General features: G+C 58.7%; 21 protein-coding genes. 13 read left to right on the top strand and 8 right to left on the bottom strand.

Annotated features, from left to right (window positions below; translation table 11 throughout):
- Positions 1–62: 62 nt before the first annotated feature.
- The 3 genes from BN77_RS15585 to BN77_RS15575 are packed head-to-tail and all read left to right on the top strand — an operon-like array spanning position 63 to position 1,940.
- On the top strand, positions 63–953 hold the full coding sequence (locus tag BN77_RS15585) for a LysR family transcriptional regulator (protein ID WP_007533532.1): 891 nt from the start codon (positions 63–65) through the stop codon (positions 951–953).
- A 47-nt stretch (positions 954–1,000) separates the two neighbouring features.
- Entirely contained in the window at positions 1,001–1,321 is a 321-nt protein-coding gene (locus BN77_RS15580) for a hypothetical protein (RefSeq protein ID WP_007533530.1), read from the top strand.
- A gap of 28 nt (positions 1,322–1,349) precedes the next feature.
- The gene (locus BN77_RS15575; protein WP_040677266.1) at positions 1,350–1,940 is read left to right on the top strand and encodes a DNA-3-methyladenine glycosylase; all 591 of its coding nucleotides are present in this window, start codon (positions 1,350–1,352) and stop codon (positions 1,938–1,940) included.
- Positions 1,941–1,943: 3 nt separating this feature from the next.
- On the opposite strand, the gene BN77_RS15570 is transcribed toward BN77_RS15575, so the two are convergent.
- A complete protein-coding gene (locus BN77_RS15570; RefSeq protein ID WP_007533526.1) occupies positions 1,944–3,485 on the bottom strand; it encodes a DHA2 family efflux MFS transporter permease subunit in 1,542 nt (513 codons plus the stop codon).
- Complete coding sequence (locus tag BN77_RS15565; protein ID WP_007533524.1) at positions 3,478–4,704, bottom strand: HlyD family secretion protein; 1,227 nt, start codon at positions 4,702–4,704, stop codon at positions 3,478–3,480. Before BN77_RS15565 ends, BN77_RS15570 begins: the two co-directional genes overlap by 8 nt.
- Before the next feature lie 424 nt (positions 4,705–5,128).
- Here BN77_RS15565 and BN77_RS15560 point away from each other — a divergent pair, with 424 nt between their 5' ends.
- On the top strand, positions 5,129–6,304 hold the full coding sequence (locus BN77_RS15560; protein WP_007533522.1) for an efflux RND transporter periplasmic adaptor subunit: 1,176 nt from the start codon (positions 5,129–5,131) through the stop codon (positions 6,302–6,304).
- Complete coding sequence (locus tag BN77_RS15555; protein WP_007533520.1) at positions 6,301–9,495, top strand: efflux RND transporter permease subunit; 3,195 nt, start codon at positions 6,301–6,303, stop codon at positions 9,493–9,495. The genes BN77_RS15560 and BN77_RS15555 overlap by 4 nt, the downstream gene beginning before the upstream one ends.
- Here BN77_RS15555 and BN77_RS15550 read toward each other — a convergent pair.
- The 4 genes from BN77_RS15550 to BN77_RS15535 all read right to left on the bottom strand — a co-directional run bounded on the left by BN77_RS15550 (position 9,490) and on the right by BN77_RS15535 (position 13,849).
- Entirely contained in the window at positions 9,490–10,497 is a 1,008-nt protein-coding gene (locus BN77_RS15550; protein WP_007533518.1) for an acyltransferase family protein, read from the bottom strand. The genes BN77_RS15555 and BN77_RS15550 overlap by 6 nt on opposite strands.
- Positions 10,498–10,545: 48 nt before the next feature.
- Positions 10,546–11,811 carry an O-antigen ligase family protein gene (locus BN77_RS15545; protein ID WP_007533516.1) on the bottom strand — a complete coding sequence of 422 codons (1,266 nt, stop codon included), beginning with the start codon at positions 11,809–11,811 and terminating at the stop codon, positions 10,546–10,548.
- 10 nt (positions 11,812–11,821) lie between these two features.
- The gene (locus BN77_RS15540; protein WP_007533513.1) at positions 11,822–13,093 is read right to left on the bottom strand and encodes a polysaccharide biosynthesis/export family protein; all 1,272 of its coding nucleotides are present in this window, start codon (positions 13,091–13,093) and stop codon (positions 11,822–11,824) included.
- 75 nt (positions 13,094–13,168) lie between these two features.
- The gene (locus BN77_RS15535; protein WP_007533512.1) at positions 13,169–13,849 is read right to left on the bottom strand and encodes a sugar transferase; all 681 of its coding nucleotides are present in this window, start codon (positions 13,847–13,849) and stop codon (positions 13,169–13,171) included.
- Positions 13,850–14,621: 772 nt separating this feature from the next.
- Here BN77_RS15535 and BN77_RS15530 point away from each other — a divergent pair.
- Both BN77_RS15530 and BN77_RS15525 read left to right on the top strand, forming a co-directional pair.
- The gene (locus BN77_RS15530) at positions 14,622–14,891 is read left to right on the top strand and encodes an exopolysaccharide production repressor protein (RefSeq protein ID WP_007533505.1); all 270 of its coding nucleotides are present in this window, start codon (positions 14,622–14,624) and stop codon (positions 14,889–14,891) included.
- 130 nt (positions 14,892–15,021) lie between these two features.
- Positions 15,022–16,023 carry a glycosyltransferase family 2 protein gene (locus tag BN77_RS15525; RefSeq protein ID WP_007533503.1) on the top strand — a complete coding sequence of 334 codons (1,002 nt, stop codon included), beginning with the start codon at positions 15,022–15,024 and terminating at the stop codon, positions 16,021–16,023.
- A 7-nt stretch (positions 16,024–16,030) separates the two neighbouring features.
- On the opposite strand, the gene BN77_RS15520 is transcribed toward BN77_RS15525, so the two are convergent.
- Complete coding sequence (locus BN77_RS15520) at positions 16,031–16,990, bottom strand: glycosyltransferase family 2 protein (RefSeq protein ID WP_007533501.1); 960 nt, start codon at positions 16,988–16,990, stop codon at positions 16,031–16,033.
- A 544-nt stretch (positions 16,991–17,534) separates the two neighbouring features.
- Between BN77_RS15520 and BN77_RS15515 the strand changes: the two genes are divergently transcribed.
- The 6 genes from BN77_RS15515 to BN77_RS15490 all read left to right on the top strand — a co-directional run bounded on the left by BN77_RS15515 (position 17,535) and on the right by BN77_RS15490 (position 25,983).
- On the top strand, positions 17,535–18,653 hold the full coding sequence (locus BN77_RS15515; RefSeq protein WP_007533499.1) for an acyltransferase family protein: 1,119 nt from the start codon (positions 17,535–17,537) through the stop codon (positions 18,651–18,653).
- Between the two features lie 3 nt (positions 18,654–18,656).
- Entirely contained in the window at positions 18,657–19,451 is a 795-nt protein-coding gene (gene exoK / locus BN77_RS15510) for an endo-1,3-1,4-beta-glycanase ExoK (RefSeq protein WP_007533497.1), read from the top strand.
- A 1,244-nt stretch (positions 19,452–20,695) separates the two neighbouring features.
- Complete coding sequence (locus BN77_RS34395; RefSeq protein WP_051177189.1) at positions 20,696–21,694, top strand: glycosyltransferase family 2 protein; 999 nt, start codon at positions 20,696–20,698, stop codon at positions 21,692–21,694.
- Positions 21,691–22,617, top strand: coding sequence for a glycosyltransferase family 2 protein (locus BN77_RS15500; RefSeq protein ID WP_007533493.1), 927 nt, complete (start codon positions 21,691–21,693; stop codon positions 22,615–22,617). The genes BN77_RS34395 and BN77_RS15500 overlap by 4 nt, the downstream gene beginning before the upstream one ends.
- Positions 22,614–23,621: a glycosyltransferase family 2 protein gene (locus tag BN77_RS15495; RefSeq protein WP_007533491.1), complete on the top strand. Its 1,008-nt coding sequence runs from the start codon at positions 22,614–22,616 to the stop codon at positions 23,619–23,621. Before BN77_RS15500 ends, BN77_RS15495 begins: the two co-directional genes overlap by 4 nt.
- 4 nt (positions 23,622–23,625) lie before the next feature.
- Positions 23,626–25,983: a polysaccharide biosynthesis tyrosine autokinase gene (locus BN77_RS15490; protein WP_007533489.1), complete on the top strand. Its 2,358-nt coding sequence runs from the start codon at positions 23,626–23,628 to the stop codon at positions 25,981–25,983.
- Here the strand turns inward: BN77_RS15490 and BN77_RS15485 are convergent, their stop codons facing one another.
- Positions 25,984–26,721 carry a metallophosphoesterase family protein gene (locus tag BN77_RS15485; RefSeq protein ID WP_007533487.1) on the bottom strand — a complete coding sequence of 246 codons (738 nt, stop codon included), beginning with the start codon at positions 26,719–26,721 and terminating at the stop codon, positions 25,984–25,986.
- Positions 26,722–26,880 lie beyond the last annotated feature (159 nt).

Below are 26,880 nucleotides of genomic sequence, written 5' to 3'. Positions count from 1 at the left end.
TTCGACGTGCGGATAATCAGCCATTATCCCGCATCGCTATCCGGATATGGCGAACAAACAAAATGGACAGATTCGATGCTATGCGGGTATTTTCCCGCGTTGTGGAGAGACGAAGCTTCACCCTCGCCGCGCAGGATACCGGCCTTCCGCGGTCCACGGTCACGGATGCGATCAAGCAGTTGGAAACCCGGCTCGGCGTGCGCCTACTGCAGAGAACCACGCGCCATGTCAGCCCGACGCTCGATGGTGAGGCTTACTATCAACGATGCCTCGCCATACTCGCCGATATCGAGGAGGCGGAAGGCGTCTTCGCCGGTGCCAAGCCGAAGGGCATGCTGCGCGTCGACGTGCATGGCACGCTTGCTCGCCACTTCGTGCTGCCGAGCCTTCCGTCCTTCCTCGAGACCTACCCCGGTATCGAGTTCTACATGAGCGAGGGTGACCGACTGGTCGACCTCGTCCGCGAAGGCATCGATTGCGTGCTGCGGGTTGGCGTGCCTGGTGACAGCGACATGGTAGCACGACGCGTCGCCATGTTGGCGGAAGTTACCCTTGCAGCTCCCCGCTACATCGAGAAACATGGCCTCCCCGAACATCCCGACCGGCTCCAAGGTCATCGCATGGTCGGCTTCCGTTCGAGCGCAACAGGTGGTGTTCTGCCTCTGGAATTCCTGATCGGCGGTAGCATCCGCAATGTCACGTTGCCTGCGACGGTGACCGTCAATGCCGCCGAAAGCTTTATGTCGGCAGCAAGGCTCGGTCTCGGCCTGATACAAGCGCCGCGGTATCATGCGGAAAAGGATTTAGCCGATGGAACGCTCGTTCACGTGCTGCGCGATTTCCCTTTGACCGAGACGCCGGTTTCCCTCCTCTATCCCCGCAACCGACAGCTTTCTCCGCGCGTCCGCGTTTTCATCGACTGGCTAGTGAAGGTCTTTGCTCGACAATCCTAGCGAAAAGCGTTTCACTTGGAAGAACGGTCAGAACCAGGAGACTTTCCATGGCTATCACAGACGTCACCGTGCACCCGAAGGAAGGCTCTTTCGCCGTCATTTTCACGGATCATTCCGGCAACAACATCTCGGTCACGCTCTATGCCGCGGCTTCGCCCGGCCTGACGAGCGACAACGCAATCACCCGTGCAAGGGCGTTGCTCGCAACAACACTGCAGAGTTCGCAGGCAGATGGCGCACGCGGCAAGGATGCCGCGCTTCTCGAAGAGGAACTGGAGGAAGGTCTCGAGGACACTTTCCCGGCAAGCGATCCTGTATCGGTGACGGGCTCCTCCATCTCGGCGCATGACCCGAAGGTCGGCCATTAGAACCTCACGGCCCGGAAACCTGAACCAGATGACATATGCCGTCGGTGCAATCGGCGCAGCTTCCCTTGGCGGCCCTCTTCTCACGCGCTTTTTCGCGCGTGATGCGGTTGCCGTCGCCCGGGATTTGCTCGGCTGCCATTTGCACGTCGGCGATGTCGGTGGCCGCATAACCGAGACCGAAGCCTACTTCCCCGATGACGAAGCCTCACATAGCTTCCGCGGCCCCACGTCACGCAACGCCGCGATGTTCGGTCGACCGGGTAACGTCTACATCTATCGTATCTACGGCATGCATTGGTGCCTGAATTTCGTTTGCACACCCGGCTCCGCCGTGCTGATCCGGGCAATCGAGCCGGAGGCGGGAATCGCGACAATGATCGAGCGCCGCGGCAACGATGCACTGACGCAACTTTGCAGCGGTCCCGGCAAGCTCTGTCAGGCGCTCGGTATCGACCTTACGTTGAATGACCGGCTGCTCGACCGGCCGCCTTTCTCGATTGCCCCGTCGGCTCCTGTCAAAATCGTCGCCGGCAAACGGATCGGCATAACGAAAAATGCCGAAGCACCTTGGCGCTTCGGCATCTCCGGATCTCGTTATCTCAGCAAACCGTTCCGCTAAGCATCACTCCATGACGGAGCTGTGATCAATGACAGGGGCGACTTTCGGTTTGCGCAGCAGCAGCGCCAGCGGAATGACCGCGAGGGACATCAGCATCAACAGCTTGAAATTGTCCATGTAGGCGATGATCGTCGATTGCAGGGTGATCACCTCGTTGAGCGAAGCGCGGCCGGCGGCTGAAAACGGACTCATTGCCTGCGCCGCCGTCACCTCGAAAGCCCGGTTGAACGGCGTCACATAGGCAGCGATGTTCTCGTGGTTCACCTGGGCGTTCTCGACAAGAAGCGCTGAGACGATCGAGATACCGACGCTTGAGCCGATGTTACGCGACAGGTTGTAGAGGCCGGTCCCGTCGCCACGCATGTGCGCGGGCAGTGTCGAGAAGGCGATCGTCGTCAACGGCACGAAGAGGAAACCGAGCCCGGCGCCTTGAACGAAGCCAACGGAAACGATTGTCCACTGCGAAACATCGGGCGTCCAGCCGGTCATGTCGTACATCGCCCAGGCTGTTAGGCCGAGGCCCGAGACCAGCAGCAAGCGCGTATCGATCTTGCCGATCAGCTTGCCGACGATAAACATGCAGAGCATCGTGCCGAGCCCGCGTGGCCCCATGACAATGCCTGCGGTGATGACGGGATAGCCCATGAGCGTCTGCAGGTAGGGCGTCATCAGCGCCAGTGAGGCGAGATAGGTGATACCGATCACGAAGATGAAAAGCATACTAACCGAGAAGTTGCGGTCGCGAAACAATCTCGGGTTCACGAAGGACCTCTCCGCCGTCAGCGTGTGCACGATCAGCAGGTAGAAGGCAGCGGCGCAGACGATTGCTTCGATCATGATCTCGCCTGACGCGAACCAGTTCAGCTGTTCGCCGCGATCGAGGAAGAGCTGCAGCGACGCGATGCCGAGACTCATCATCCCGAAACCGAACCAGTCGAGCTTCGCCAACGCATCGAGCTTTGTCTCCGTGACGTAGATCACGATGCCAGCAAACGCCAGCGCGCCGATCGGCACGTTGATGTAGAACACCCACCGCCAGCTGATGTGGTCAGTCAACCAGCCGCCGATGACAGGTCCAAGGACCGGCCCGACCATGACCGAGACGCCAAATAAGGCCATGGCCGAGCCACGCTCCTCGGCACTATAAATGTCGAGGAGGATACCCTGAGACAGTGGAACCAGAGATGCGCCAAAGAGGCCCTGCAGCAGGCGGAAGGCCACGATCTGGTTCAGTGATTGCGCCAGACCACAGAGCACAGAAGCAGCGACGAAGCCGGCGATTGCGGTTAAGAGCACGCGCTTGCGCCCGAACTTGGCGGCCAGAAAACCGGACGGCGGCGTCATGATTGCTGCCGCCACGATATAGGAGGTCAGCACCCAGTTTATCTGGTCGGCGCTTGCCGAGACGCTGCCCTGGATATAGGGGAGCGCGACGTTGGCAATCGTCGTGTCCAGCGCCTGCATGATCACTGCCAGGATGACGCAGGCCGTTATCCAACCGCGATTGGCAACCGGGGTGGCCAGACATGGTGCAGCGTTACTCATGATCCTTGCCGCCGGAGCGGCCCATAAGCTTTGAAACGAAATCCGGAAGACCGCGGGCACGACCCGTATCGACGTCGACCACCGCGCTCATGCCAACCCGAAGCGGTGGCTTGCCTGCCACGTCATCGATGCTAACGCGCATCGGAATGCGCTGCACGACCTTGACCCAGTTGCCTGTCGTGTTCTGCGCCGGCAGTAGCGAGAAGCTGGAACCGGAGGCCGGGCTAATGCTCTCGACCTTCCCCTTCCACTCAACGCCCGGATAGGTGTCGACATAAATCGCCACCGGCTGGCCGGGCTTGACATGGGTCAGTTCCGTTTCCTTCGGGCTCGCGGCAATCCAGAGATTGTGGTCCGAAACCAGCGAGAAGGCCTGCGTGGATGCCTGCAGGTAGGAGCCTGGTTGCAGCGAGTTGACGTTGGTCGCGATGCCATCGAACGGCGCCTTGACGACGCTATGGTCGAGTTCACGCTCGGCATCGTTCACCTTCGCCTTGGCTTCGAGATAGAGCGGGTTCTGCTCAACCGGCTGGTCCCCATTGCCACCCAACTGTGCCAGCGTTGCGGCAGCCTCGGCCTTCGCGACGGCAACCTTCTGGTGGCCAGCGTCGAGATTGTGCTTGGCCTGATCGTAGGCGGTTCGTGTCGCGGCCGAGCTGTTCAGCAGGTTCTGCTGCCGATCGAACTCGGTCTGATAGTAGGGAATATCGGCTTCGGCTTGCGTGATCTCGGCCATTGACTGCTGATAGCTGGCCTTCAGATTGAGGATCTGGTTGCGCACGGCGCCAAGCTGCGCTTCAGCACCGTCGAGGGCGATCTTGAACGAGTCCTGCCGCAGGCTGAAGAGCACCTGTCCCTTCTTCACTGCTTCGTTCTCATGCACGTTGATCTGGTCGACGATACCGGAAACGTCGGTTGTCAGCCCCACCATATCAGCTTGGATATAGGCGTTGTCGGTCGACATGATCTGACCGCCGTTGACGTAGTAGTACCCGCCAACGACGAGCGCGACCGGCAACAACGCGAACAGAACGGGACGCGTGGGACTGCGCCGGCGGCGGACCTGAGTGCCGCCGAACGCAGCCACGGCAGTAGCGGGCGCTGAATTGGATGAAGGCGCCTCAGCTACCGTTTCCTCGTGAGGGGAAGCATCGTTTTCTTCAACTGGGTTCTTTGCATTTGCGTCTGCAACGACGCGCAGCGAGGACTTCTCAGCCATATCTGTCTCTTTTCCAGCCGCCGATAAATAATAAGCACACTTATTATACGCTCAGATATATTAAGCGTGCGCCAGGCGCAATGGGCGCCGTTCCAGATTCCACCGTTGCGGCCAAAATGCCGCATAGGGATACGCGTGGAGATTTCGAAAGCCCTTCGAAATTGCAACCCGATGGCATTTGCAATTTTGATCAACAGCCGTTTATAGTAGAAATCCAGAGGGTTACCGGAAATGCCGTGATCTTTGGTCGATCGCCTTTTCTCGATGACGAACAGACGTCCGCGGCCGACCGCCGCGAGCGAAAATTGCAGTGGCATAGGTGACGAGGGTCAATGCCCTTGTTCAGAGACATCAAGACATGAATCGCATCACATCAGCATAAGCGACGGTGGCGCTTGCGGCCGTCCGGATAGGAAAACCCGCCATGCCTTCCTCCTTTCGACATCTGCTGACTATTAGCGCCCTGGCTCTTTCGCCGTTCACCGCAGCGATGGCACAGCAGCCGGCCACCCCTCCTCCCGTTTCGGTCGCCAAACCCGTCGTCCGTGACGTCGTCGACAAAGATGATTTCATTGGCCGTTTTGAAGCGGTCGATCAGGTGTCCGTCCGCTCACGCGTCGGGGGTTATCTGCAGGAGGTGCACTTCACCGACGGTTCACTCGTCAAACAGGGCGACCTGCTTTTCGTCATTGATCAGAGGCCGTTCATTACCGCACTGAATGAGGCAAACGCGGCGCTGGAAGTTGCGAAATCTACGCTCATCTACGCCGAAGCACAGTTCAAACGGGCAGAGAACCTGGCAACGACTGGCAGCCAATCGATATCTATTCTTGACGACCGCCGGCGCGAGTGGGTTTCGGCACAAGCAAACGTGCGCGGCGCTCAGGCAACGGCCGATCGCGCCGCGCTCGACCTTGAATATACGAAGATCACGGCTCCCATCAGCGGCCGCATCGACCGCCGGCTTATTTCCGTTGGCAACCTTGTCCAGGCTGACCAATCGATACTGACCACAATCGTTTCGGTCGATCCGATCGATTTCTACTTCGATGTTGACGAGCGCCGCCTCCTCAATTTCGCACAGACCGCACGCGACCGCGGTGTCGATCTGCAACAGGGTGGCGGCGGCGTCGAGGTCCAGGTAAGAATTACGGATTCGAACGAGAAGCCTTTTACGGGGAAGCTGGACTTCGCTGAAAATCGCATCGACAGCGAGACCGGCACGAAGCGCATACGCGCCCGCTTCGATAATCCGAACTATGTGCTCCAGCCGGGCCTTTTCGGTCGTGTTTCTGTAGAGGCGTCGAATGTCTACAAGGCAATCCTTGTCCCCGACGAGGCTATCGGCTCGGACCAGAACCAGCGCGTCGTCTACGTCGTCGGAGACGATGGAACGGTCACCGCAAAGCCGGTGCGGCCGGGTCCCCGCCTTTATGGCTATCGGGTGATCCGCGAGGGCATGGACGGTGGTGAGACGATCGTCATCAATGGCCTGCTGCGAGCCCGCCCGGGCACCAAGGTCACGCCGCAGATGGTCGAACTGCCGCAATCCCGTGAAGAACTTGCGCCTGAGGCTGCAGGCCTGGAGCTCAGCCGATGAAATTTGCACACTTCTTTGTTGATCGGCCGATCTTCGCCTCGGTGCTATCCATTGTGCTGTTGATCGTCGGCGGCATCGCCTATTTCCAGCTGCCCGTGGCGCAATACCCGGAGATTGCGCCACCGACCATTGTTATCCGTACCTCCTATCCAGGTGCAGACGCTGAGACGATCGCCAACACCGTGGCGACACCGATCGAGCAGGAGGTTAACGGCGTCGAGGACATGCTTTACATGTCTTCCTACTCTACTGCTGATGGTTCGATGGCACTGACCGTCACCTTCAAACTCGGCACGGACCTCGACAAGGCACAAGTACTTGTCCAGAACCGCGTTGCCATCGCCGAACCACGGCTTCCCGAAGAGGTTCGGCGTATCGGCATTACGACGGCGAAGAGCTCTCCCGATTTGATGATGGTGGTGCACCTGCTGTCACCGAACTCTCGGTACGATCAGCTCTACGTCTCCAACTACGCACGCACGCGCATCCGCGACACGCTTGTTCGGCTCGACGGCGTTGGCGACGTCATCCTGTTCGGTGAGCGCGAATATTCGCTGCGAATCTGGCTCGATCCGCAAAAACTGTCAGCCTATGGCATGACCTCCAGCGACGTCGTCGATGCGCTGCGCGAGCAGAACGTGCAGGTCTCCGGCGGCTCGATTGGCGGACCACCAGCGGCCGGCACCAACGCCTTCCAGTATACGGTGACGACCCAAGGACGTTTCTCTGATGCAAGGCAATTCCGCTACGTCATCGTCAAGGCGACCGCGGAAGGGCGTCTCGTCCAATTGCAGGATATCGCCCGCATCGAACTCGGCGCCAAGGACTACGTCACAAACAGCTATCTGAACGGCAAGCCGGCGGTCGCTCTTGGCATCTTCGCGCGTCCTGGCACCAATGCACTCGCGGCCGCAGCCGAAATCAAGAAGACGATGGAAACCGTCTCTCAGGATTTCCCGCAGGGCCTCAGCTATGACATCGTTTACAATCCCACCGAATTCATCGCGGAGTCGATAAGCGAGGTCTACAAGACCATCGTTGAAGCCGCCATCCTGGTCGCCATCGTGGTTTTGATATTTCTACAATCGTGGCGGACGGCAATCATTCCCATCGTCGCCATCCCAGTCTCGCTGATAGGCACCTTCGCCTTTTTGCTCGCCTTCGGCTTCTCGCTCAACATGCTCACTCTTTTCGGCCTCGTGTTGGCGATCGGCATCGTCGTCGACGACGCGATCGTCGTGGTCGAAAATGTCGAGCGCAATTTGGCAAAGCGAATGACGCCGCGTGAGGCCGCGCATGTGACGATGAACGAGGTTGGCACAGCCGTCGTCGCCATTTCGCTCGTGCTCATCGCGGTGTTTGTTCCGACCGCCTTCATCCCCGGCATTTCAGGCCAGTTCTATCGCCAGTTCGCCGTGACGATTTCGGTCGCCACTGCGATCTCGGCGCTAAACTCGCTGACCCTCTCGCCGGCCCTTGCCGCACTGGTATTGAAACCCCACGAGGAACACCGAAAGCATCGCAATCCGATTGTGCGTTTCGGAAGCGCACTTGCGAACGGGTTCAACAAGGGCTTTGACAGGCTGAGTGCGGGCTATTCCTGGGTGGTGCGACATACGGTGCAGACAGTCGCCGCGCTGGGCGTTGCCCTCCTCATTTTCGCCGGTCTGCTCGGCGCGACATATTACATGGGTAGGATCGTTCCGAATGGCTTCGTGCCGGTCATGGATCAGGGCTACGCCATTGTCGTGGTCCAATTACCGGATGGTGCAGCACTCTCCCGCACCGACGCGGTCATCGAACGCGCTTCGGAAATCATTCGGAACACTCCGGGCGTGAAAAATGCCGTGGCCTTTTCGGGTTTCAGTGGCGCGACGTTCACCAACGCCTCCAACTCCGGCGTGGTCTTTGCCGCCTTCGACACCTTCGAAAAGCGATTGGAACACGGCCAGACCTCGAACAAGATCATTGGACAGCTCTATGGCAGCCTGCAGGCAATCCGAGAGGCCTTCATCATAGCTATCCCGCCGCCGCCGATTTCCGGTATCGGCAACGCGGGCGGCTTCAAGATGCAGCTCATGGATCACGAAAGCTCGGACATGCGCCGCGTGCTTGGCGCGGCCTATCAACTGATGGGCAAGGCCAACCAGACGGAAGGCCTGACCGGCGTCTTTACAACGTTCTCCGCCAACAGCCCGCAATACTTCCTCGAAATCGATCGCGACAAGGCGAGGACTTTGAACGTACCGATCTCTAACATCTTCGACACGCTGTCGATCAATCTCGGCACATCTTACGTCAACGATTTCAATGCCTTCGGCCGCGTCTACCAGGTGCGTGCGCAGGCCGACCAGCAGTATCGGGTCGAGCGGGACGATATCCTTGCCCTAAAGGTAAGATCCGCGACCGGTGCACTCGTCCCACTTGGCACACTGATCGACATCCGCGATACGAGCGGCCCCTCACTCGTCCAGCATTACAATATGTACGTATCCGTACCCGTGCAGGGCAATGCCGCTCCCGGTGTGTCGACGGGCACTGCATTGGACAAGATGGAAGGGCTTGCGAAGCAGTTGCTGCCAGCAGGAACAACCTTTGAGTGGACCGAAATCGCCTTTCAGGAACGCAACACCGGAAACACCGCGATCTACATCTTCGCCCTGTCGGTCGTCTTCGTGTTCCTGGCACTGTCGGCACAGTATGAAAGCTGGGTCCTGCCGCTTGCCATTATCCTTATCGTTCCCCTTGCAATCTTGGCAGCCTTGCTTGGGGTTCATCTGCGCGGAATGGACAACAACATCCTGACGCAGATCGGGCTCATCGTGCTGATCGGTTTGGCCGCCAAGAACGCGATTCTGATCGTGGAATTCGCGCGACAGGCACAGGACGAGGGAAAATCAGCGGTTGAGGCCGCCATCGAGGCCAGTCACCTGCGGCTGCGGCCGATCTTGATGACCGCCTTCGCGTTCATCTTCGGCGTCGTGCCGCTAATGATCGCCACCGGCCCCGGCGCAGAGATGCGCCAATCGCTCGGAACGGCCGTTTTCTCTGGGATGCTTGGCGTAACGATTTTCGGCCTATTCCTGACGCCCGTCTTTTACGTCGTGTTGCGCGCACGGCGGAAAAAGCCTGTTGCGCAGACCGAGGCCGCACCGACCTCCGAGGAAGCTGCCACCGGGACTTCTTCATGAAGGGCGTCGCTCGGCCGGGTTCGCTCTGAACAGGTCTGACGAGAGGATCTTCCGGAGCGGCTTCTCGACGAGCTCGTAGGCCGCCGCTCCAAGCGTCGTCCCGCCGACGACCGCGATCGCGATAGTCGGTGTTGTCGACAGCCCGATCACGCCAACAGCCTTGACGACCACGGAGATCGCCAGCGTGTGCCAGAGATAGATCGAATAGGATGCATCGCCAAGATAAGTGAGAAGCGGCACACGGCCGATGCTGCCGTCCGCTTCGAGCGATACCATTCCGTAGACAAGCGCCATGGCGAGCGGGCCGCAAATGGTTTCGTCGAAATCGGCACCGATCAGGAAGATCGCGGCAAACCCGGACAATGATGCGCCGACGCAAGCAAGCCCCAGGCTGGTGCCTGCGATCCACCGCCGGATCCACAATTCGGCGAGAAAGACGCCCCCAAGGAATTCCAGAATGATCGGCCGCGTATAGGTCTTTAGCACCGGCGAGGCGGGCTGGAAGAGTAGGCCTATCAGGAAAAAACCACCGAAGACGGTCGTCAGATACGTCAACCGCCAGCGACGGGGCAGAAAAAGTGCCCCGGCAAACAACACGTAGAAGAACATCTCGAAATCCAGCGTCCAGCCCTGGACGAGGACCGGCCAGATGTCACCGGTACTCGGCGACTGGGCCGGAATGAAGAAGAGCGAGGCGAGGATATGAGCACCGGTGAGCTTCAGGTTCGGGAACAGGCCGGCCATCGCGCCGGCGATCATCACGCCCGTCACCAGCCAGTAGGAAGGCGCGATGCGCCGAACGCGATCAAGCAGGAACCCCTGTGGCGTCATCGGTCGGCGGTCGCTGATGACCCACATGATGAAGCCGCTGATGACGAAGAAAACGTCGACGCCGGCGGCACCGATGGCGAAATGCTCACCGTTTTTCTCGGCTGCGTGGAAGACCACCACAGCGAATGCGGCAAAGGCGCGCAGATATTGGATGCCGTAGAGTGTCTTCATCCAGTTCCTCAAAAGGCCGGCGCAAGAGCCGATCAAAACGCAATGATATTATTGTGTAACGGGCTCAGGCGACCGGCGACGCTGCCAGGCGCTCACCGCCGATTGGCGGCGCACCGTCGCGAGCTTGCCGGCGGTAAAGAAGAAAAGAAACGTCCCAACATTGTACGGGGTCAGAATGTCGATCTCGACGAAGGAGCGAATCGTTAGCAGCACCGCGATCGAGAACATCAGATAGGATTCGTCGTTCCTGGAATCCTCGATGACACGGCGCAAGTGCCCCCACAGAATCCGCAGCAGCATTGCCGCGAGGGTTATTACGCCGGCCAGACCCAGCTCGACGGCCGTTTCGATATAGGTATTGTGGAAGTGGAAGCCGCTGCGCGATGTGATAAAGAATTCTTCCCACAGACGCTCCGGCTCGGAGAAGCCCTGGACCCAATAGGCCTGGTAGCCGATGCCGACGGCCGGACTCTGCTTTGCCGCCTCGATCCCCTGTTGCCAGAGATAAGTCCGTCCGGTCAGTGTTGAATCCTTTCCGAAGATCCCGAGAACGGCATCGACCGCGCCTAGATAGACACCCGCAACGGCAAGAATGATGACCGCCACGCCACCGCCCACGACCAACAGCTTGCGGTGATCGGGTGTCAGTGCGAGGACCACACGCAATCCCATCATCAAGGCAATCACGACGGCCGTGGTCAGCACAGAGGTCGCGGATTGGCAGGCGATGAGGCAGTAAGCAGACAAAAGCCCAACTACGCCAGAGGCCGCCATCCAGAGACGCCTCTCACCGAAGATGAAGACAGCGGCGAAGGAGACAATCAGGCCCAGCGACGCATAGAAGCCAAGCTGATTCTTCGAGGCGAAGGCCCCCACGAAACTGAAGGTGCCGTCGAGCGGATCGTACTCGTAATAACCAAACAGCAGCGAATACACGAGGACGATCCCGACGCCCGCGATCATGCCCATCGTCAGGGTTCTGACGTCGAGCACGCGCACCGCAATCAGCGCACAGATGACCTGCGTCAGGTACTGGATGCTGGCTCGCAGGGAAATGCTGGGAACGGCAGACCAGAAAACTGACAGGAAGGCGAGTGCCGCGAAGGCATAGATCCAGAGATAGCGACCATGGCTGCCGAGAACCTTCTTGTAGTCCACGGCGATCAGCGGCAGCCACAGCGCATAGTAAAGCAGGATCGCCACCTGCCCGAACTTGATCGAGTAGGCGAAACTAAAAAGTGACAGCGCCACGGCGGGAATGGCAAAGGCTGCATTCCTGCCTGGCTGGATGAGCACAGATTTTGCGATCCGCATTGCGGCCTCGTTATCTCATCGCCAATCCGGCGGTGACCTTGATCAAGTCGCCGGGCTGGAGTGCCGTGTTTTCCTGAACCGGAATCTCCTTCGCCTTGCCGTCAACCTCGCGGACGATCGAATAGGCGATGCTCGCAGCGCCGGTGCTGGTATCAAAACGGGCAGCATCGGTCGACTGCGTCAATGCCTCCGCCATCAACGAGTTGCTGGTTTCGAGCTTGAGATTGAGTTCGTCCAGTTGGGCCTCAGCGTTCTGAAGTTCCTGGGCAAGCTGCGCATCCCAGTCGTTCCGAAGCGTGATCTCGTCCTGATTGGCCTTGCTGATATCCTGCTTGGCTTTCAGCGAATTCGTGTCGATATCTAGGAGCGTCGCCTCGGTATCCGCAGCCCGTTGTTCAGCGGCCATCTTGCGGTTGCTGAGCGCAAGTCCCCTCTCCGCAAGGTCCTCGACCTTATCGCGGTCTTCCGTCGCCAACTGCAACTGCCGGGTTTGCGTTTCAGTCTTCTTGGCAAGGCTCTCGACCTCGCTTTGCAGCAGTTGCTTGAGGTCGGCAAGTGCTTGAAGCTGCAGCGTCAGGCGCTTCTTGCGCGTGTTCATGAGGGCCGTTTCGCTATCAAGGAGAGGCTTCGCCTCCGGCTTGTCCCGAAGCTCCTCCGGCATTTCGATTGTATCTTGGTTCGCGATCTCAGCCCGCAGCCGCGCCTGCTTCACCAACAGGCGTGCGCGATCGGCCATGTAGACGACTGCATCACCCTTGGCGTTGATGAAGTCACGTGCGAACCGTTGCCCGGCATCTGCGCGGCGCAGGCCGCCGGCAAGGCTCACGGCCTTGACGATCGTCAGATTCGGCGCGAACGGGTATTCACCGGGCTTTTCGATGTCACCGGACAGATAGACCGGGCGGAACTGCGACAACTCGACGGAGGCAGATGGACGGTCCTTCAGAGCAAATTGCTTCTGCAGAGCCGTCCCAATCTCCTGGGCGATTGCATCGGTCGTCTTGCCTGAAGCAGGCATATCACCGACGAAAGGCAGGGAAATGCTTCCTGAAGGCCCGACCGTGTAGTCTCCACTCACGACTGACCAATCGCGGATGCTACCATCCGCGGTCTGCCACTCGGCAACCCGGATCCTGAGCTTGTCCATGATGCCAAGACGATATTCGTCGGCGCTGGCAAGCGACGAGGACGCAAGGAAAGCACTAAGTCCGGCTGCAATAACAATCCCGGATCTTAGCGTGCGACGTCGTCCGGCCCTGCCGTCAAGAAAGCTTTTTTCCATGAACCTTCCTCATGTCTCAACACGACAAGCCGCAAAGCGTTGCCGCGCCGTACTGTTTGGATTTGAAGATGCGGCTTAGTAGCTGCCGCGTTGAGCGCAAACCGCCGGGATTGTGCGTGCGATGATCACGACATCCCGAACCAGCGACCAGTTTTCGACGTAGTGCGTGTCGAAGGCGACGCGGGTTGCGTAGGAAACGTCATTGCGTCCGCTGATCTGCCAGAGGCCCGTCAGGCCAGGGCGGGATTGCAGATAATAGACGGCGGCGTTTTCGTACATTTCAAGTTCGTCTCGTACGACGGGACGCGGACCGACGACGCTCATTTCGCCTCGGATGATATTGAAGAGCTGAGGCAGCTCATCAAGGCTCAACTTGCGCAAAACGGCACCAACGGCAGTGACCCGGGGGTCGTCCTGCAGTTTGCGCGTTGCACGCCACTCTTCCATGGCCTTCGGATTGTTGCGCAGGTGCTCCTGCAGAACCTTGTCACCGTTGGTGACCATTGTCCGAAACTTCAGGCAACGGAACTCCTGGCCATTGTGGCCGATGCGGCGATGCCCGTAGAATATCGGCCCCCTGTCGGAAAGCTTCACGAGCAACATCACCATCAAAAAAAGCGGGCTCAGAAAGATGAGCCCGAGACAGGCGGCGGACACATCGAATGCCCGTTTCGCAATCCCGCCGGTCGGCGGAAACACGCTCTGATGAACTGCGCCATAAAATGGCGAACTGTCCGATCTCGTCGCAGACTTCATAGAGTTAACTCCACTTATGTTTGCCGTTTGGTCGGGTAGGCTCAGCCGCTTAGCTAGCGCTGACGATTTTGAAGTGTATGAGGTGATTTTGTTTTTTTAAGCCACAATTTTAAGACTGAGGCTTTATGGCGTGTTTTTCGAGCCGCCGTTCAACTTTTTTGTTTTTAAGGCACTGCTGAAACAGTCATACAATTCTCTGGCGCTCCGGAAATAATCTCTGGGTGTACCAATAAAAGTCTCGGACAATGCTATCCTTGCCAAAGTTACTGAAGTCTAGGTCGTTCAGCGCTGGGGTGGGCAATTGGTGGTTTGCATTCGCGGCTTCTGGCAAAGCGCCGGTTTCTATTGTGGGCGGAGCATGTTTATTGCATTGCACCATACATTTTGCACTGCACCAGCTAAACGTTTGAAATTAAAACTTTGTAATAAAAGTTGAACAAAAAACGGTTCCGAGCCGCCCCGCGCGCCCGACATTGTGGCACTAATAGTAAGGTGTATTGCCAAATTGCGCGCAACCGGCGTTTGCGCAAGGTTTTTTAATCATCTTTCGCAAAAGCGACCGACCAGCGGCGGCTTACGGTATTTTTACCAATAGCCGGAAGAAACCCTTAAGACCGTCGCTGTACTAGCCATTTGGCAGACGCAAAAAACGTCACCGTGAGCTTCAGTTGAAACAGGAAGTCCTGTAAAACGTTATCTAGGAAGGTTCCTGGTGGTGCTTTCGTCTTTGATGATTGTTCGTTGAACGAAGCTCCGATGGAGGAGGCAACAGATGTATGCACCTCGCGTTATCTTCAGCATGCTCGGCGCATTGGCCGTATTTGCTGTGGCAACGTATTGGCTGAGCGGTTCCCTTGCCGGCACTGCGATTAAAACCGCGATTTGCGCCGTCCTGCTTCAGGCCGGCTACTTCGGCGGCGTGCTTTATCTTGTCTGGAAGGAATCTAGGAGCCGCACGACGACTCGCCCCGCAGTAAAGCGCGAAGAAGCGGAAAAGCTGTCTGTGACGCCATTTAAGGGCTCCGAACCGTTTAACCGCTAGGCATCGCGATGCGAATCGCGGCCGCCTCTTTGGCATTGAGGATCCTCGCTCGTAACATCATTTGAACGGCTGCCCGTTGTCCGCCACATTTTGACATCCTAGTTGTTGAGCGAAACAACGGAGGCTACGCGTGGTAACAAGGGCAAGCATTTGCGTCATCATCGCTGCCAAGAACGCAGCGGACACCATCGAAACCGCTGTAAGATCAGCGCTTCGGGAGCCCGAAGTGGCCGAGGTCGTCGTCGTCGATGACGGCTCCAATGACGGCACAGAGTTGGTCGCCAGACGCGCGGATGACACAAGCGGCAGGCTAAATGTTATCAGGTTCGACCAAAACAAAGGGCCGTCCGCTGCTCGCAATCACGCCATCGACATCTCTTCGGCACCCCTGATTGCAATCCTGGATGCGGACGATTTTTTCTTCCAAGGACGCTTCCAACGCATGCTTGCTGGAGATGACTGGGAGTTCGTTGCCGACAACATCGCCTTTGTCGATGCCGATACCGCGAGCCAGGCGCCACAGCGGCTTCAGCAATTTGCCGAAAGTCCGCTCTTCCTGGATCTGCCCACCTTCGTAGATGGCAATATATCCAAGCCTGGCGTCCGCCGCGGTGAAATCGGATTCCTTAAGCCAATTATGCGAAGGACCTTCCTGGATAAGCATGGCCTGCGTTACCGCGAGGAGATGCGGCTTGGGGAGGATTATGACCTCTACATCAGGGCACTGGCGCTCGGAGCGCGCTACAAGGTAATCCACAGCTGCGGCTACGCCGCTGTCGTGCGCGGAAATTCGCTGAGCGGTCGCCACCGCACCGAAGACCTTCGCCGCCTTTATGAGGCCGATCGCGCGCTCCTGACATCGTCAAGTTTGCCGCCGGAAGCCGCCGACGCCGTGCGCCGGCACGAACGGCATGTGCGCGGCAAATATGAGTTGCGACGCTTCCTCGACATCAAATCGCAATCGGGCCCGCTAGCGGCAATCGCCTACATCGCAAGGCACCCAGCAGCCTTCCCACCTGTTGCAACAGGTATCCTGCGGGACAAGACCGAGCGCCTGCGAAATCCAGGTGGCGTTTCCGTTACTGCGCAGGGCGATAGCTTAAGATATCTTCTGAGCGCCCCGGCCAAGTAGCCGGGGACTATCTGGAAAACTTCGCGGCAGCCAGTTGCAGCGCGCTCTGTAGCAAACGGGGGTCGCGCGCAGCCCAGCGTGCGAGCAACCTAAAATCCGGCGCCTTGCGGCGACGCAGTAGGCCGATCTGACTCCAGATCGCCTGCTTTCGCGCGGTGTTCTTGTGCGCCTTGATCGTCTCGACCTCCGGGGGCCTGCTGGAGAACCGGCTTTCCAGCCGGTCAAGCGCCATCCAGGTAATGAACTGCTGCTTGAGAAACTCCGGCGAAGCGTTGTCGACGCCGTGGAAGATGTTGATGCCTTCTCCGCGTAGCGCGCCATCCTCTGCGCAGAGCAGCGCCCGTTTCGCCGCGATGATGCAATCGCAGAAGAACAGCACATCCTCGGCCGCCAATCGCAGGGCAGCGTCGAAACGAACCTTCTCGAACAGCGGCCGGCCGATGACCATGCAGGACATGTGCAGAAAGGCCCAGTTCTTTAGCATGACGCCGGCGAGATCCGGCACATCGAGGATCAACGGCTTGTCCAACAGGCGCCGCGCGCCCTCCTCTTTCTCGAGAGCGGCGATGCCGAAGTGGTAGTCGAACTCCTCGCCCCCTTCGATGGACGCCCAATAGCAATCGCCACTGAAAGCCTCCATCGCCTTAGCCGCGTTGGCCAGATGATCGGGTGTCCAGACATCGTCCGAATCGAGAAAGGCAACATATCGCGTTGCCTCCGGAACATGATCAAGGCCGGTGTTCCTGGCTCCGCCCGGCCCAGCATTAGGCTGAGCGATCACAGTGACCCGCGCCCTATCCTCATCAGACAGGAGCGCAATGTCCGCATCGGGAGAGCATGGTGACTGGTCATCGACGACGATAACATGAACATCCTTGAAGCTTTGCGAAAAGACCGACGCCAGGGCGCGGCTGAGAATGCCGTGCTGACGCTGGTAAAAGGGGATGATGATCGTGAAAGTCGCCATACTCTCTCCTTGAGATACGCAGATGTTTTTCCGCCCCAGCGCATCTAGGGGTGAATGAAGGCATAACAAGTCTGCTGCACTGCAAAATGATGACGCTCATTTCGGCCGAAGTTTGTCAAAGCGATGGGTAGATCGGACCGCGCCACAGCGTGTCAAAATGAAGCTAAAGCTCGGTCTGAAGCCGCAATTCGGCCACGATCACGGCAATTTGTCAGCCTCTCGTTGTAACAATCATTCACCAGCCAACAAAAACTTTCGGGCCCTTAGACGGGGAGAAGACCCAGAAATCCATGAATATCATCAAGTTATGAAATGCACTGGTCCCGTTGACGTTCAGGACGATTCGGCAGGCTGACAAGTCGTCTTTTTCCCATACTGCGCCAGGAGAGGACGATTGTTACGAAGTGGGACCGCCGATCACTTTTTGCTGCAGTGCCATATTTTCTTCCGTGAATTCGCCCTAACTTCGGCGTGCGGGCTCGGGTCTGCTCTGATTGAAAACGGTCGCAAGGGGAGGTGCGGCCCAAAAGGGGTGACTGATAACGTGAATGTTGATGCGAATGTATCGTCGCGAATCAATCTGATGCGCATCGTGCTCATTTCGGGCATTGTGTTTGTTCATATACCGTCCGACGCCGCCAGCAGTCCCTACGAGGGGACCTACGGCGCGTTTGACTGGATCCGGGTTTTCTTGACGGAGGCGCTGTTTCGTGTCGGCGTTCCCTGCCTGAGCGCGATCTCGGGCTATCTGCTGTTTCGAAGCGGACAGGAAAACTTCAGCTACGCAAAAACCGTGCGCACAAAGGCGCAGACGGTGTTCCTGCCGTTCCTTCTCTGGAACTGCGGGTTCCTTGCAGCGATTATTCTGGCCACCAGTATCGGGGTCGGTGATGGCTATCTTCCCGACCCGCTAAGCGCGTCCGGCCGAGATCTCATGACGCAGGTGCTGGCGGTGGAGGACTTTCCAGTCAACGTGCCGCTTTATTTCCTTCGCGACCTCTTTGTCTGCATCCTGCTTTCGCCGATCCTGGCGTGGTTGATCGGCCGCGCTCCGATTCTGACTTTGACCGTGTTGCTGGCGGTCGCACTGATTCCGGAGTTGGAGATCTACATCGTTCTTAAGCGCTCGATCCTCTTCAGCTTTAGTCTCGGCATCTTCATTGCCCTGCAGCAGTTTGATCTGAAAGCCCTCGACCGCTTTGCGCCAGTTGGCGTCTTCCTGCTGCTGGCGACCTCGGCGCTTCTGGCAACGGCGATCTTCTTCACTGGCCCTTCCCTGCCGGACTGGGTGCAATTCTTCCGCAATGCGCTAGCAATCGTCGGCGCGGTCGGCTTCTGGCTGCTGTCGGCGCCACTGATAAAGACGCAGCTCGGCCAACGGCTTGCCAAGACCGGAAGCCTGAGCTTCTGGATCTTTTGCGCCCATTACCCGCTGCTCGTCTTTTTTTGGATCCTGTGGGGCAAGACGGATGCGAATTTCTATCCACTCTTCTTCGTTCTTTCTTTCGCCCTGCTGTTTCCGTTTCTCGCCCTGTCGAACCGGATGTGCCGAAAGAATTTCCCACGCCTCTACGCGATCCTGACAGGCGGCAGAACCAAACGATCCACGAGCCCGACGGCGCATCACCACGCCTCTCGCAAATTCGTTACTCAGCAAAGGTGACACATGACGACAAAAATCGCCCATGCGCGAAAGCTTTGCCTCAGCCTCGTGACCATCACGGCGGCCTGCGTTTCAGCGCTGCCGGCTTCGGCACAACAGGCATCCGGAACGTCTTTTGTCGACGACTTCGACACGATCAACCGAGGCTTCTGGTATGTTTCGGACGGCTGGAACAACGGCGCCCACCAGAACTGCACCTGGACGAAGAACAACGTGAAGGTCGAGAACGGCGCCCTGCAGCTCTTGTTCGCGGACGGAAAATCCAAGGACCGGAACTATCTGTGTGGCGAGATCCAGACGACCAAGCGTTACGGTTATGGCACCTATGAAGCCCGAATCAAGGCCGGCACTGGCTCTGGTCTGAATTCCGCGTTCTTCACCTACATCGGCCCCGCCGACAAGCAGAAGCACGATGAGATCGACTTCGAAGTGCTGGGCAAAAACACTGGCGAGGTGCAGGTCAACCAGTATGTGGAGGCCAAGGGCGGCAACGAAAAACTCGTTCCGATTGGCAGCAAAGCCGACGAAGGCTTCAATGACTATGCCTTCATCTGGGAAAAGGATCGCCTGCGCTACTACCTGAACGGCAAGCTTGTTCAGGACGTTACTGATCCCTCGAAGATTCCCACCACCCCACAAAAAATCTTCTTCAGCCTATGGGGTTCCGACACGCTCTCGAACTGGATGGGTCGTTTCAACTACACGAAACCGGCCGTTCTGAGTGTCGACCGCGTGGCTTTCACCGCGCTCGGCGACAAATGTCAGTTTCCTGAATCCATCGCATGCACGCTCAACTGACCAGCGCGAAAACCCACACCAGAAAAGGCCTATCGATGCTCAAAGTGCTCTACCTCGTGCATGACCTCGCAGACCCTGCCGTCCGGCGGCGGGTACTGATGCTGCGCGAAGGGGGCGCCGAGGTGGTGCTGGCCGGTTTCCGCCGTGGAGAGAACCGGCTTGCCGAAGTGCATGGCGTCACGCCGATCGAACTCGGGCGAACTGCCGATGCCAAGTTTGCGCAACGCGTGAGCGCGGTCGCAAGGGCGACGGCCGGCCTCAAGACCCTGTTGAGAAACGTCGAGAAGCCCGATCTCGTCATCGGCCGCAATCTGGAAGCGCTGGCCGTCGCGCACAAAGCCAATGCGCTTTTCGGCGGCAACGTTCCGGTTGTTTATGAATGCCTGGATATCCATCGCCTTCTGCTGCGCGATGACATGGTCGGCAAGGCGATCCGCCGTGCCGAGGCGTATTTCGGCAAGCATGCAAAGCTGATCCTGACGAGTTCCCCCGCCTTCATAGAGAACTATTTCAATCCCCGATCAGGCGTCAAAGCCGAGACGCTTCTGATTGAAAACAAGGTTATCTCTCTCGATGAAGCAGCCATCCAGCCGGCATTCGGCCGGCCCCTGAAGCAACCGGGGGAGGCGTGGAAGATCGGCTGGTTCGGTGCGCTTCGGTGCCGCAAGTCGCTCGGCCTTCTTGCCGATTTCTCGCGCCGGATGGAAGGTAGGGTCGAAATCGTTCTGCGCGGTCGCCCGGCCTACTCCGAATTCGACGATTTCGACACGTTCGTTCGTGACGAACCCTATCTCCGTTTCGAAGGCGCCTATCGCAACCCGGAAGATTTGCGGGCGATCTACGATGGCGTCCACTTCTCCTGGGCGATCGATTTTTTCGAGGAAGGCCTCAATTCGAGCTGGCTTCTGCCGAACCGGCTCTATGAGGGCTGCCTGTACGGCACCGTCCCGATCGCGCTTGAGGGCACGCAGACGGCACGTTTCCTTGAGAGCCGCGACATCGGCCTCGGACTTTCCGAAGCGACAGTTTCGCAGCTCGAACATCTGTTCGAAAGCATGACCGGCGATCGTTACCGCGCATTGAGCGAGGCCGTCGCGGCGACGGATCGTAAGACCTGGCTTGCCGACCGCAGCGATTGCGCTGCCCTCGTCGCGAGCCTTTCCCGCCTTGTTCCGGCCACCGCAGAGAGGGGCGGCGCCGATGCAATTACTCCCATAAGCGTATCTCCAGAAGGGTGGACAACCATGAAGCCTGATGTCGGTGCCAGCGTCTCCAGTCTCATCGTCATTCCCTGCCTGAATGAAGAGAAGCACATCGAGGCTCTACTCGCCAAACTGAGTCTCGAACTCGATCATATGAATGCCCGGATCGTCGTCGCCGACGGCGGCAGCAAGGACGCGACGCGCGACATCGTCGCCCGCATCAGCGCCGCCGATCCGCGGATCGTATTGCTGCATAATCCTCGTCGGATCCAGAGCGCAGCAATCAATCTCGCTGTGCAGACGTTTGGCCGAGACTACGAGTACATGATCCGTATCGATGCGCACGGCGACTACCCAGCCGATTACTGCCGTCGCCTTGTGCAGGAAGCCGTTCTGACCCAAGCGGACTCCGTCGTGGTCGCGATGGAAACCGTCGGCTTCGGCGTCTTCCAGAAGGCAACGGCCTTTGCTCAGAACTCCAAGCTCGGGAACGGCGGCTCCAAGCATCGCGAGGGCGCAAAGGGTCATTGGGCCGATCACGGCCACCATGCACTGATGCGCATCGCAGCCTTCGATGCCGTCGGCGGCTATGACGAAACCTTCAGCCATAACGAGGACGCGGAACTCGACTACCGCCTGAAGCAGGCAGGCTTCGGTATCTGGATGACCGACAAGACCCGGATGACCTACTATCCGCGCTCGACCATCCCGACGCTGTTTCGCCAGTACCTCGGATATGGTCGAGGTCGGGCAAAGAACATTCTCAAGCATGGCAGCATGCCAAATCTGCGGCAGATGCTTCCGCTCCTCGTCGTACCGGTCTTTATCGGCGCCTTTCTTGCCGTCCTGAACTGGGCAGCCGTTATCCCATTCAGCCTCTGGGCCGTTGCCTGCGTCGGCTATGGCTTCTGGATGGCAATCGGCCACCGGAACCCTTACGGACCGCTCGCCGCTGTTTCAGCGATGGTGATGCATTTCGCGTGGTCAGCAGGCTTCTGGATGGAGCTTCTGAACTTCCGCGGCCGAAAGGTCTCCTCATGAACGATGTGAAACCCATGCAGATTGACATCGGCGTTTGCACATATCGCCGCGCTTCGCTCGACGAAGCGCTGCTTTCGCTTGCGGTCCTCGCCGTGCCCAATGGGGCAACGCTGCGGATCATTGTGGCCGACAACGACAAGGTTCCGAGTGCAAAGGAACGGATCGATGCGCTTCGCCCGACCATTCCGCATGAAATTGCCTATGTGCACTGCCCGGCCTCAAACATCTCGATTGCCCGCAATGCATGCCTGGACAATGCGACCGGCGACTTCCTCGCCTTCATCGACGATGATGAGGACGCCAGCGAAGAATGGCTGGTGGAATTGCTTGCTGTTGCCGGCAAGACCAAGGCCGATGCCGTCCTTGGCCCTGTCCGCAGCGTTTATTCCTCCACGGCGCCGAATTGGATGCGCGAGGGCGACTTCCATTCTACCCTGCCCGTCTGGGTCGGCGGCGAAATCCGCACCGGCTATACCTGCAACGTCCTTCTTCGGCTCGATTCGCCCCATGTGGCCGGGCGCCGCTTCAACCTGGCCCTCGGACGCACTGGCGGCGAGGACACTGAATTTTTCAGCCACATGCATGCCGATGGCGGCGGTATTGCCTTTGCGCCGGAGGCCTATGTTTATGAACCGGTGACCGAAAGCCGCGCTGGCCTATCCTGGCTCGCCAAGCGCCGCTTCCGCTTCGGCCAGACACATGGGCGGCTGCTGCAGGAAAAGAACACCGGCTTGCGGCGGCTAAAGCAGATCGGCCTTGCCGGCGCCAAAGCTCTCTTCTGCTATGCCGCGGCGCTTGCCTGCATCTTTTCCCCGATTCCTCGGTATCGCTACGGCCTTCGTGGCCTCATGCATACCGGCGTGGTCAGCGGCCTGCTGGGCGTACGTGAAATTCGTCAGTATGGAACGGCGGAGGCCGCATGACGAAAACCCAGCCCGACGTCAGCTTCATCGTCGCCGCCTATAATGCGGCGGAAACGCTCGCCAAGGCGATCGACAGCGCGCTCGCCCAAAGAGGCGTCTCGGTCGAGGTGATCGTCGCCGACGACTGTTCTACGGACGAGACGAGAACCATTGCTGAGCGCTACGCCGACAGAAACGTCAAGTTGCTGGCGCTCGCCCGCAACGGCGGGCCTGCGGCAGCGCGTAACGCGGCCCTGTCGGCTTCGAACGGCCGTTGGCTTGCCGTTCTCGATTCCGACGACACCGTCGAGCCGGATCGACTGCGACGTATGATCGAGCGCGCCGAGAAGGCTGAGGCTCAGATTGCCGTTGACAATCTCCGTGTCATTCGTGCCGACGGCACGCCGCCGGAAACAATGTTTACCGAGCAATCACTGGCCGAGACACCGGAACTGACGCTTCCGGTCTTCATACGATCGAATGCCCTGTTTCAGACAACGCATAACTTTGGTTATCTTAAGCCAATCTTTCAGCGCGCCTTCATCGAACAGCAAGGACTACGCTTCAACGAGGCCCTCAAAGTCGGCGAGGACTATCTGTTCCTCGCCTCGGCCATAGCGCTTGGTGGACGCTGCGTGATCGAGCCAATTCCCGGCTACGACTATCAGATCCGCGACGGATCGATTTCGCGCGTTCTCGCCCTTCACCACATCGATGCCATGATCGAAGGCGATAAGGCTTTCCTTCGAGATCACACGCTGGATGCGGAGGCGGCGGCCGCACAGGAGTTTCGCGAACAAAGCCTCCGCCGAGGCCGCGCATTCCTCATCCTCGTACAGAACATCAAAGACCGGTCGATCTCCGGAGCGATCACGACGGCCTGGAGCAACCCGTCGGCGGTGGCGCATCTCAAGATGCCGATCGCCATTCGGATCCATCGCGCACTCGCGCGGCTTCGCCACTTGGTAAGCCCCCGGACCGGCCTGACAGCCATCGATGGCGTGACCCGCTCCCGCAAAGGATAGAGCCATGAACCAACGGAACCTGACCTTGCACAGCACTCTGCCCAAAGCGGCCGACGATTCCGACTCCTTCATCGACATCGATCGCCTGATTGCTATTCTTATTCGCCGCTCCGGATCGATCGCGCTCTGCGTTGCGGCAACCGCGACGCTTGCCATCGTCTATTTGCTCTTCGCGACGCCGCAATATACGTCGATGACGCAGATCCTCCTCGACGACGACATCGCGAAATACGCGCAGGATCCGACGCCGGTCGCAAGCTCGCAACAGGTCGACATGCAGATTGCCAGCGCCGTCGAAATCCTGAAATCGAACCAACTTGCGCTTCGCGTGGTCGATGCCGAGAAACTGCAGGACAATGCGACACTTCTTGACCCTTCACAGTCGCCGGTCGAGCTAATCAAGTCCGGCGTGAAGCTGATCGTCAGCGCTTTGGCACCCGGCGGTCCGCCGGCAACTGAAGACGATGCGCGCAACGGTCGCCGTCAGAAAGCAGCCGCCTTGCTGCAGGAGGCCGTGGCGGTATCGCGGGTTAATCGCAGCTCCGTTCTCGCAGTTTCCTTCCGCTCAACCGACAAGGTGCTCGCGCAACGGATTACCAAGGCATACGCCACTGCCTACCTCAATGATCAGTTGAACGCCAACTTCGACGCGACGGAAAGCGCCTCTGTGTGGTTGCAGCAGCGCCTCGCGGATCTTCGCGAACGGTCGCAGCAGGCAGCACTCGATGTCGCGAAGTTCAAGGCCGAGAATGGCCTGACATCGGCCAATGGTGAGCTGATGTCGGAACAGCAGCTTGCCGATTTGAACAAGCAGCTAATCGTAGCACAAGCCGACAGCGCCAGCGCTTCGGCCCGCTACAGCCAGTTCAAGTCGATCGTCGACCTCGGTCCAGAGAGTGCCGTCAATAACGCGGCAATCTCGTCGGGCCAGACGGACAACACGGTGATCCAGGACCTGCGCACCCGCTATGTCTCGGTGAACAAACGCGAACAGGAGGTCACCGCAAACTTTGGCGAGAACCACCCGCAAGCCGTTGCGCTACGCGCCGAAAAGCAGGATCTGACCCGGCAGATCTATCAGGAACTGCAGCAGCTCACCTCCAGCTACCGCAATGAGTTCGAGGTTGCCCGTTCGCGGGAAGCCTCCCTTCGCCAGAACATCGAACATCTGACCGGCAAGAATTCGGAAGCCGACAAATCGCTCGTCCAGCTCAACGATCTCGAGCAGCGAGCAACGGCCTTGAAGACACTCTACGAGTCCTATCTCGGCAAGTACGAAGAAGCCTCGCAGCAGCAATCCTTCCCGATTGCCAAGGCTCGTGTGATCTCTGAGGCAGGCGTGCCGGTTTCGCCGTCCAGCCCGAAAAAGACAATGACTCTCGGCCTCGCCATCGTCCTCGGCCTGATGGCCGGCGGCGCGCTCACGGCATTCCAGGAGTTCCGCGAGCGTTTCTTCCGCGTTGAGGGCGATGTCAGGACGATTCTTGGACTCAAATTCCTCGGCTACCTGCCGCTCATCGGCAAGGCACCCCGGGAGAGCAAGATATTCCGGCCCCGCCCCAACCCACCAGTTGACCCGGCCGAAGCGGCTGCCGATTCAGGCGCAACGTTCGAACGGATCATGCGCATTGTGCTGGAAGCGCCGCGGTCGGTCTTTGCCGAGACCCTGCGCAACGCGAAGCTTGCGAGCGACGTTATGTTCCAGGGCAAATCGGACCGCGTCATTGGCGTTGTTTCGGCGATGCCAGGAGAAGGCAAGTCAACTACAGCTGCCAACTTCGCAGCCCTTCTTGCCTCCAGCGGCAAGCGGACACTGCTGATCGACGCCGATCTTCGCAACCCAGGCCTGACCCGCATGCTGAGGACCCCTCCGCAGCAGGGGCTTGTCGAAGCCGTCCTTGGCGAGGTTCCCTGGGCAAGCGCCGTCAAGGTTGATCCGACAACGAAGCTGGCAATCCTGCCGGTTCTGCCCAACGATCACCTCATGCACACCAGCGAACTGCTTGCTTCGCAAGGCATGTTCAATCTGATGGAAAATGCACGCAAGATGTTCGACTACATCGTTGTCGACCTCGCGCCCCTCGGGCCGGTTATCGACGCCAAGGCATTCGCCCCGCAGGTCGACGGCTTCCTATTCGTAACCGAATGGGGCGCAACACCAACGAGCGTCGTGCGTGACCTTCTGAACGCCGAGCCGCAGATTAAGTCCAAGATTCTGGGTGTGATCCTCAACAAGACGGACATGACCGAACTCGGCAAGTTCACTAACTTCGGCGGCACCGAACGCTACCGGCACAAATACGTGAGCTACTACACCGAAGAGACGTCGAAGAAGCGGGAGCCGACGGAAGCCGGCGCCTGATCAGGTCTGGAATAGATACACCCGCCCCTTCCATAGCCTGGCAACGGTGAGTTTGCCGCTATGGAAGGCGCCAGTATCGAGATTGAGCCTCATTGGCAGAACCTCCGGCTCCTCATTCGGCGTGTGGCCGTGAACAATCACTTTCGGTAGCGGCTTACGGCTTTCGAAAAAGCGATGACGGATGAAAACGAGGTCCTCGTCGCTTTGCGCATCGATCGGCAGCATTGGATCGATGCCCGCGTGCACAAACAGCACATTCGGGGTATCGACGAAGATCGGCAGGGAACGCAGAAAATCCACATGCGATTTCGGTATCGACTGCTTGACGAAGTTATCGAGCTTGGCGGAGTTCGGAAAGACCAGCGGCAGCTGCTCCGGATCGAGCCCGTAGGAGCGCAGGAGCGCATCGGACCCCATTCGCATCCAATCCGAGAAGGAAACCAGACCATCAAGGTAGTCGAGCATCGTGGTTTCATGGTTACCGGTCAGACAGATACGGTCGAAATTATCGGGCGGCAACGCCATCAGGTGCGAAATCACCTGTGCCGATGACGGCCCGCGATCAATGTAGTCGCCAAGCGTGATGATCAGCTTGCGCCCCGGGATCACGGCAGCATCGTCGATGATCGCCTGCTCTGCCCTCTGCAGCAGGTCGAGTCTGCCGTGAATGTCGCCGATGGCATAGATCGGAATATCGCCGGGATCCAGTTTCAGCCGCTCACGGACCGTCCAAGGCATGTTGAACCTTTCATTGCAGGCATCGAAGCATCACCCGTGCTTCGCATTCGCGCAATCAAACGACAATAAAATTCAATCGCTCGTGCATTTATAGAAAAACGCGCCTTATCATTGCACCTGCATTCCATCAATCCTAGAGGCGCAACTGATGGGAGGAGT

The organism is Rhizobium mesoamericanum STM3625 (assembly GCF_000312665.1).
Taxonomy (GTDB): domain Bacteria; phylum Pseudomonadota; class Alphaproteobacteria; order Rhizobiales; family Rhizobiaceae; genus Rhizobium; species Rhizobium mesoamericanum.
This window is presented reverse-complemented; position numbering and strand designations above follow the sequence as displayed.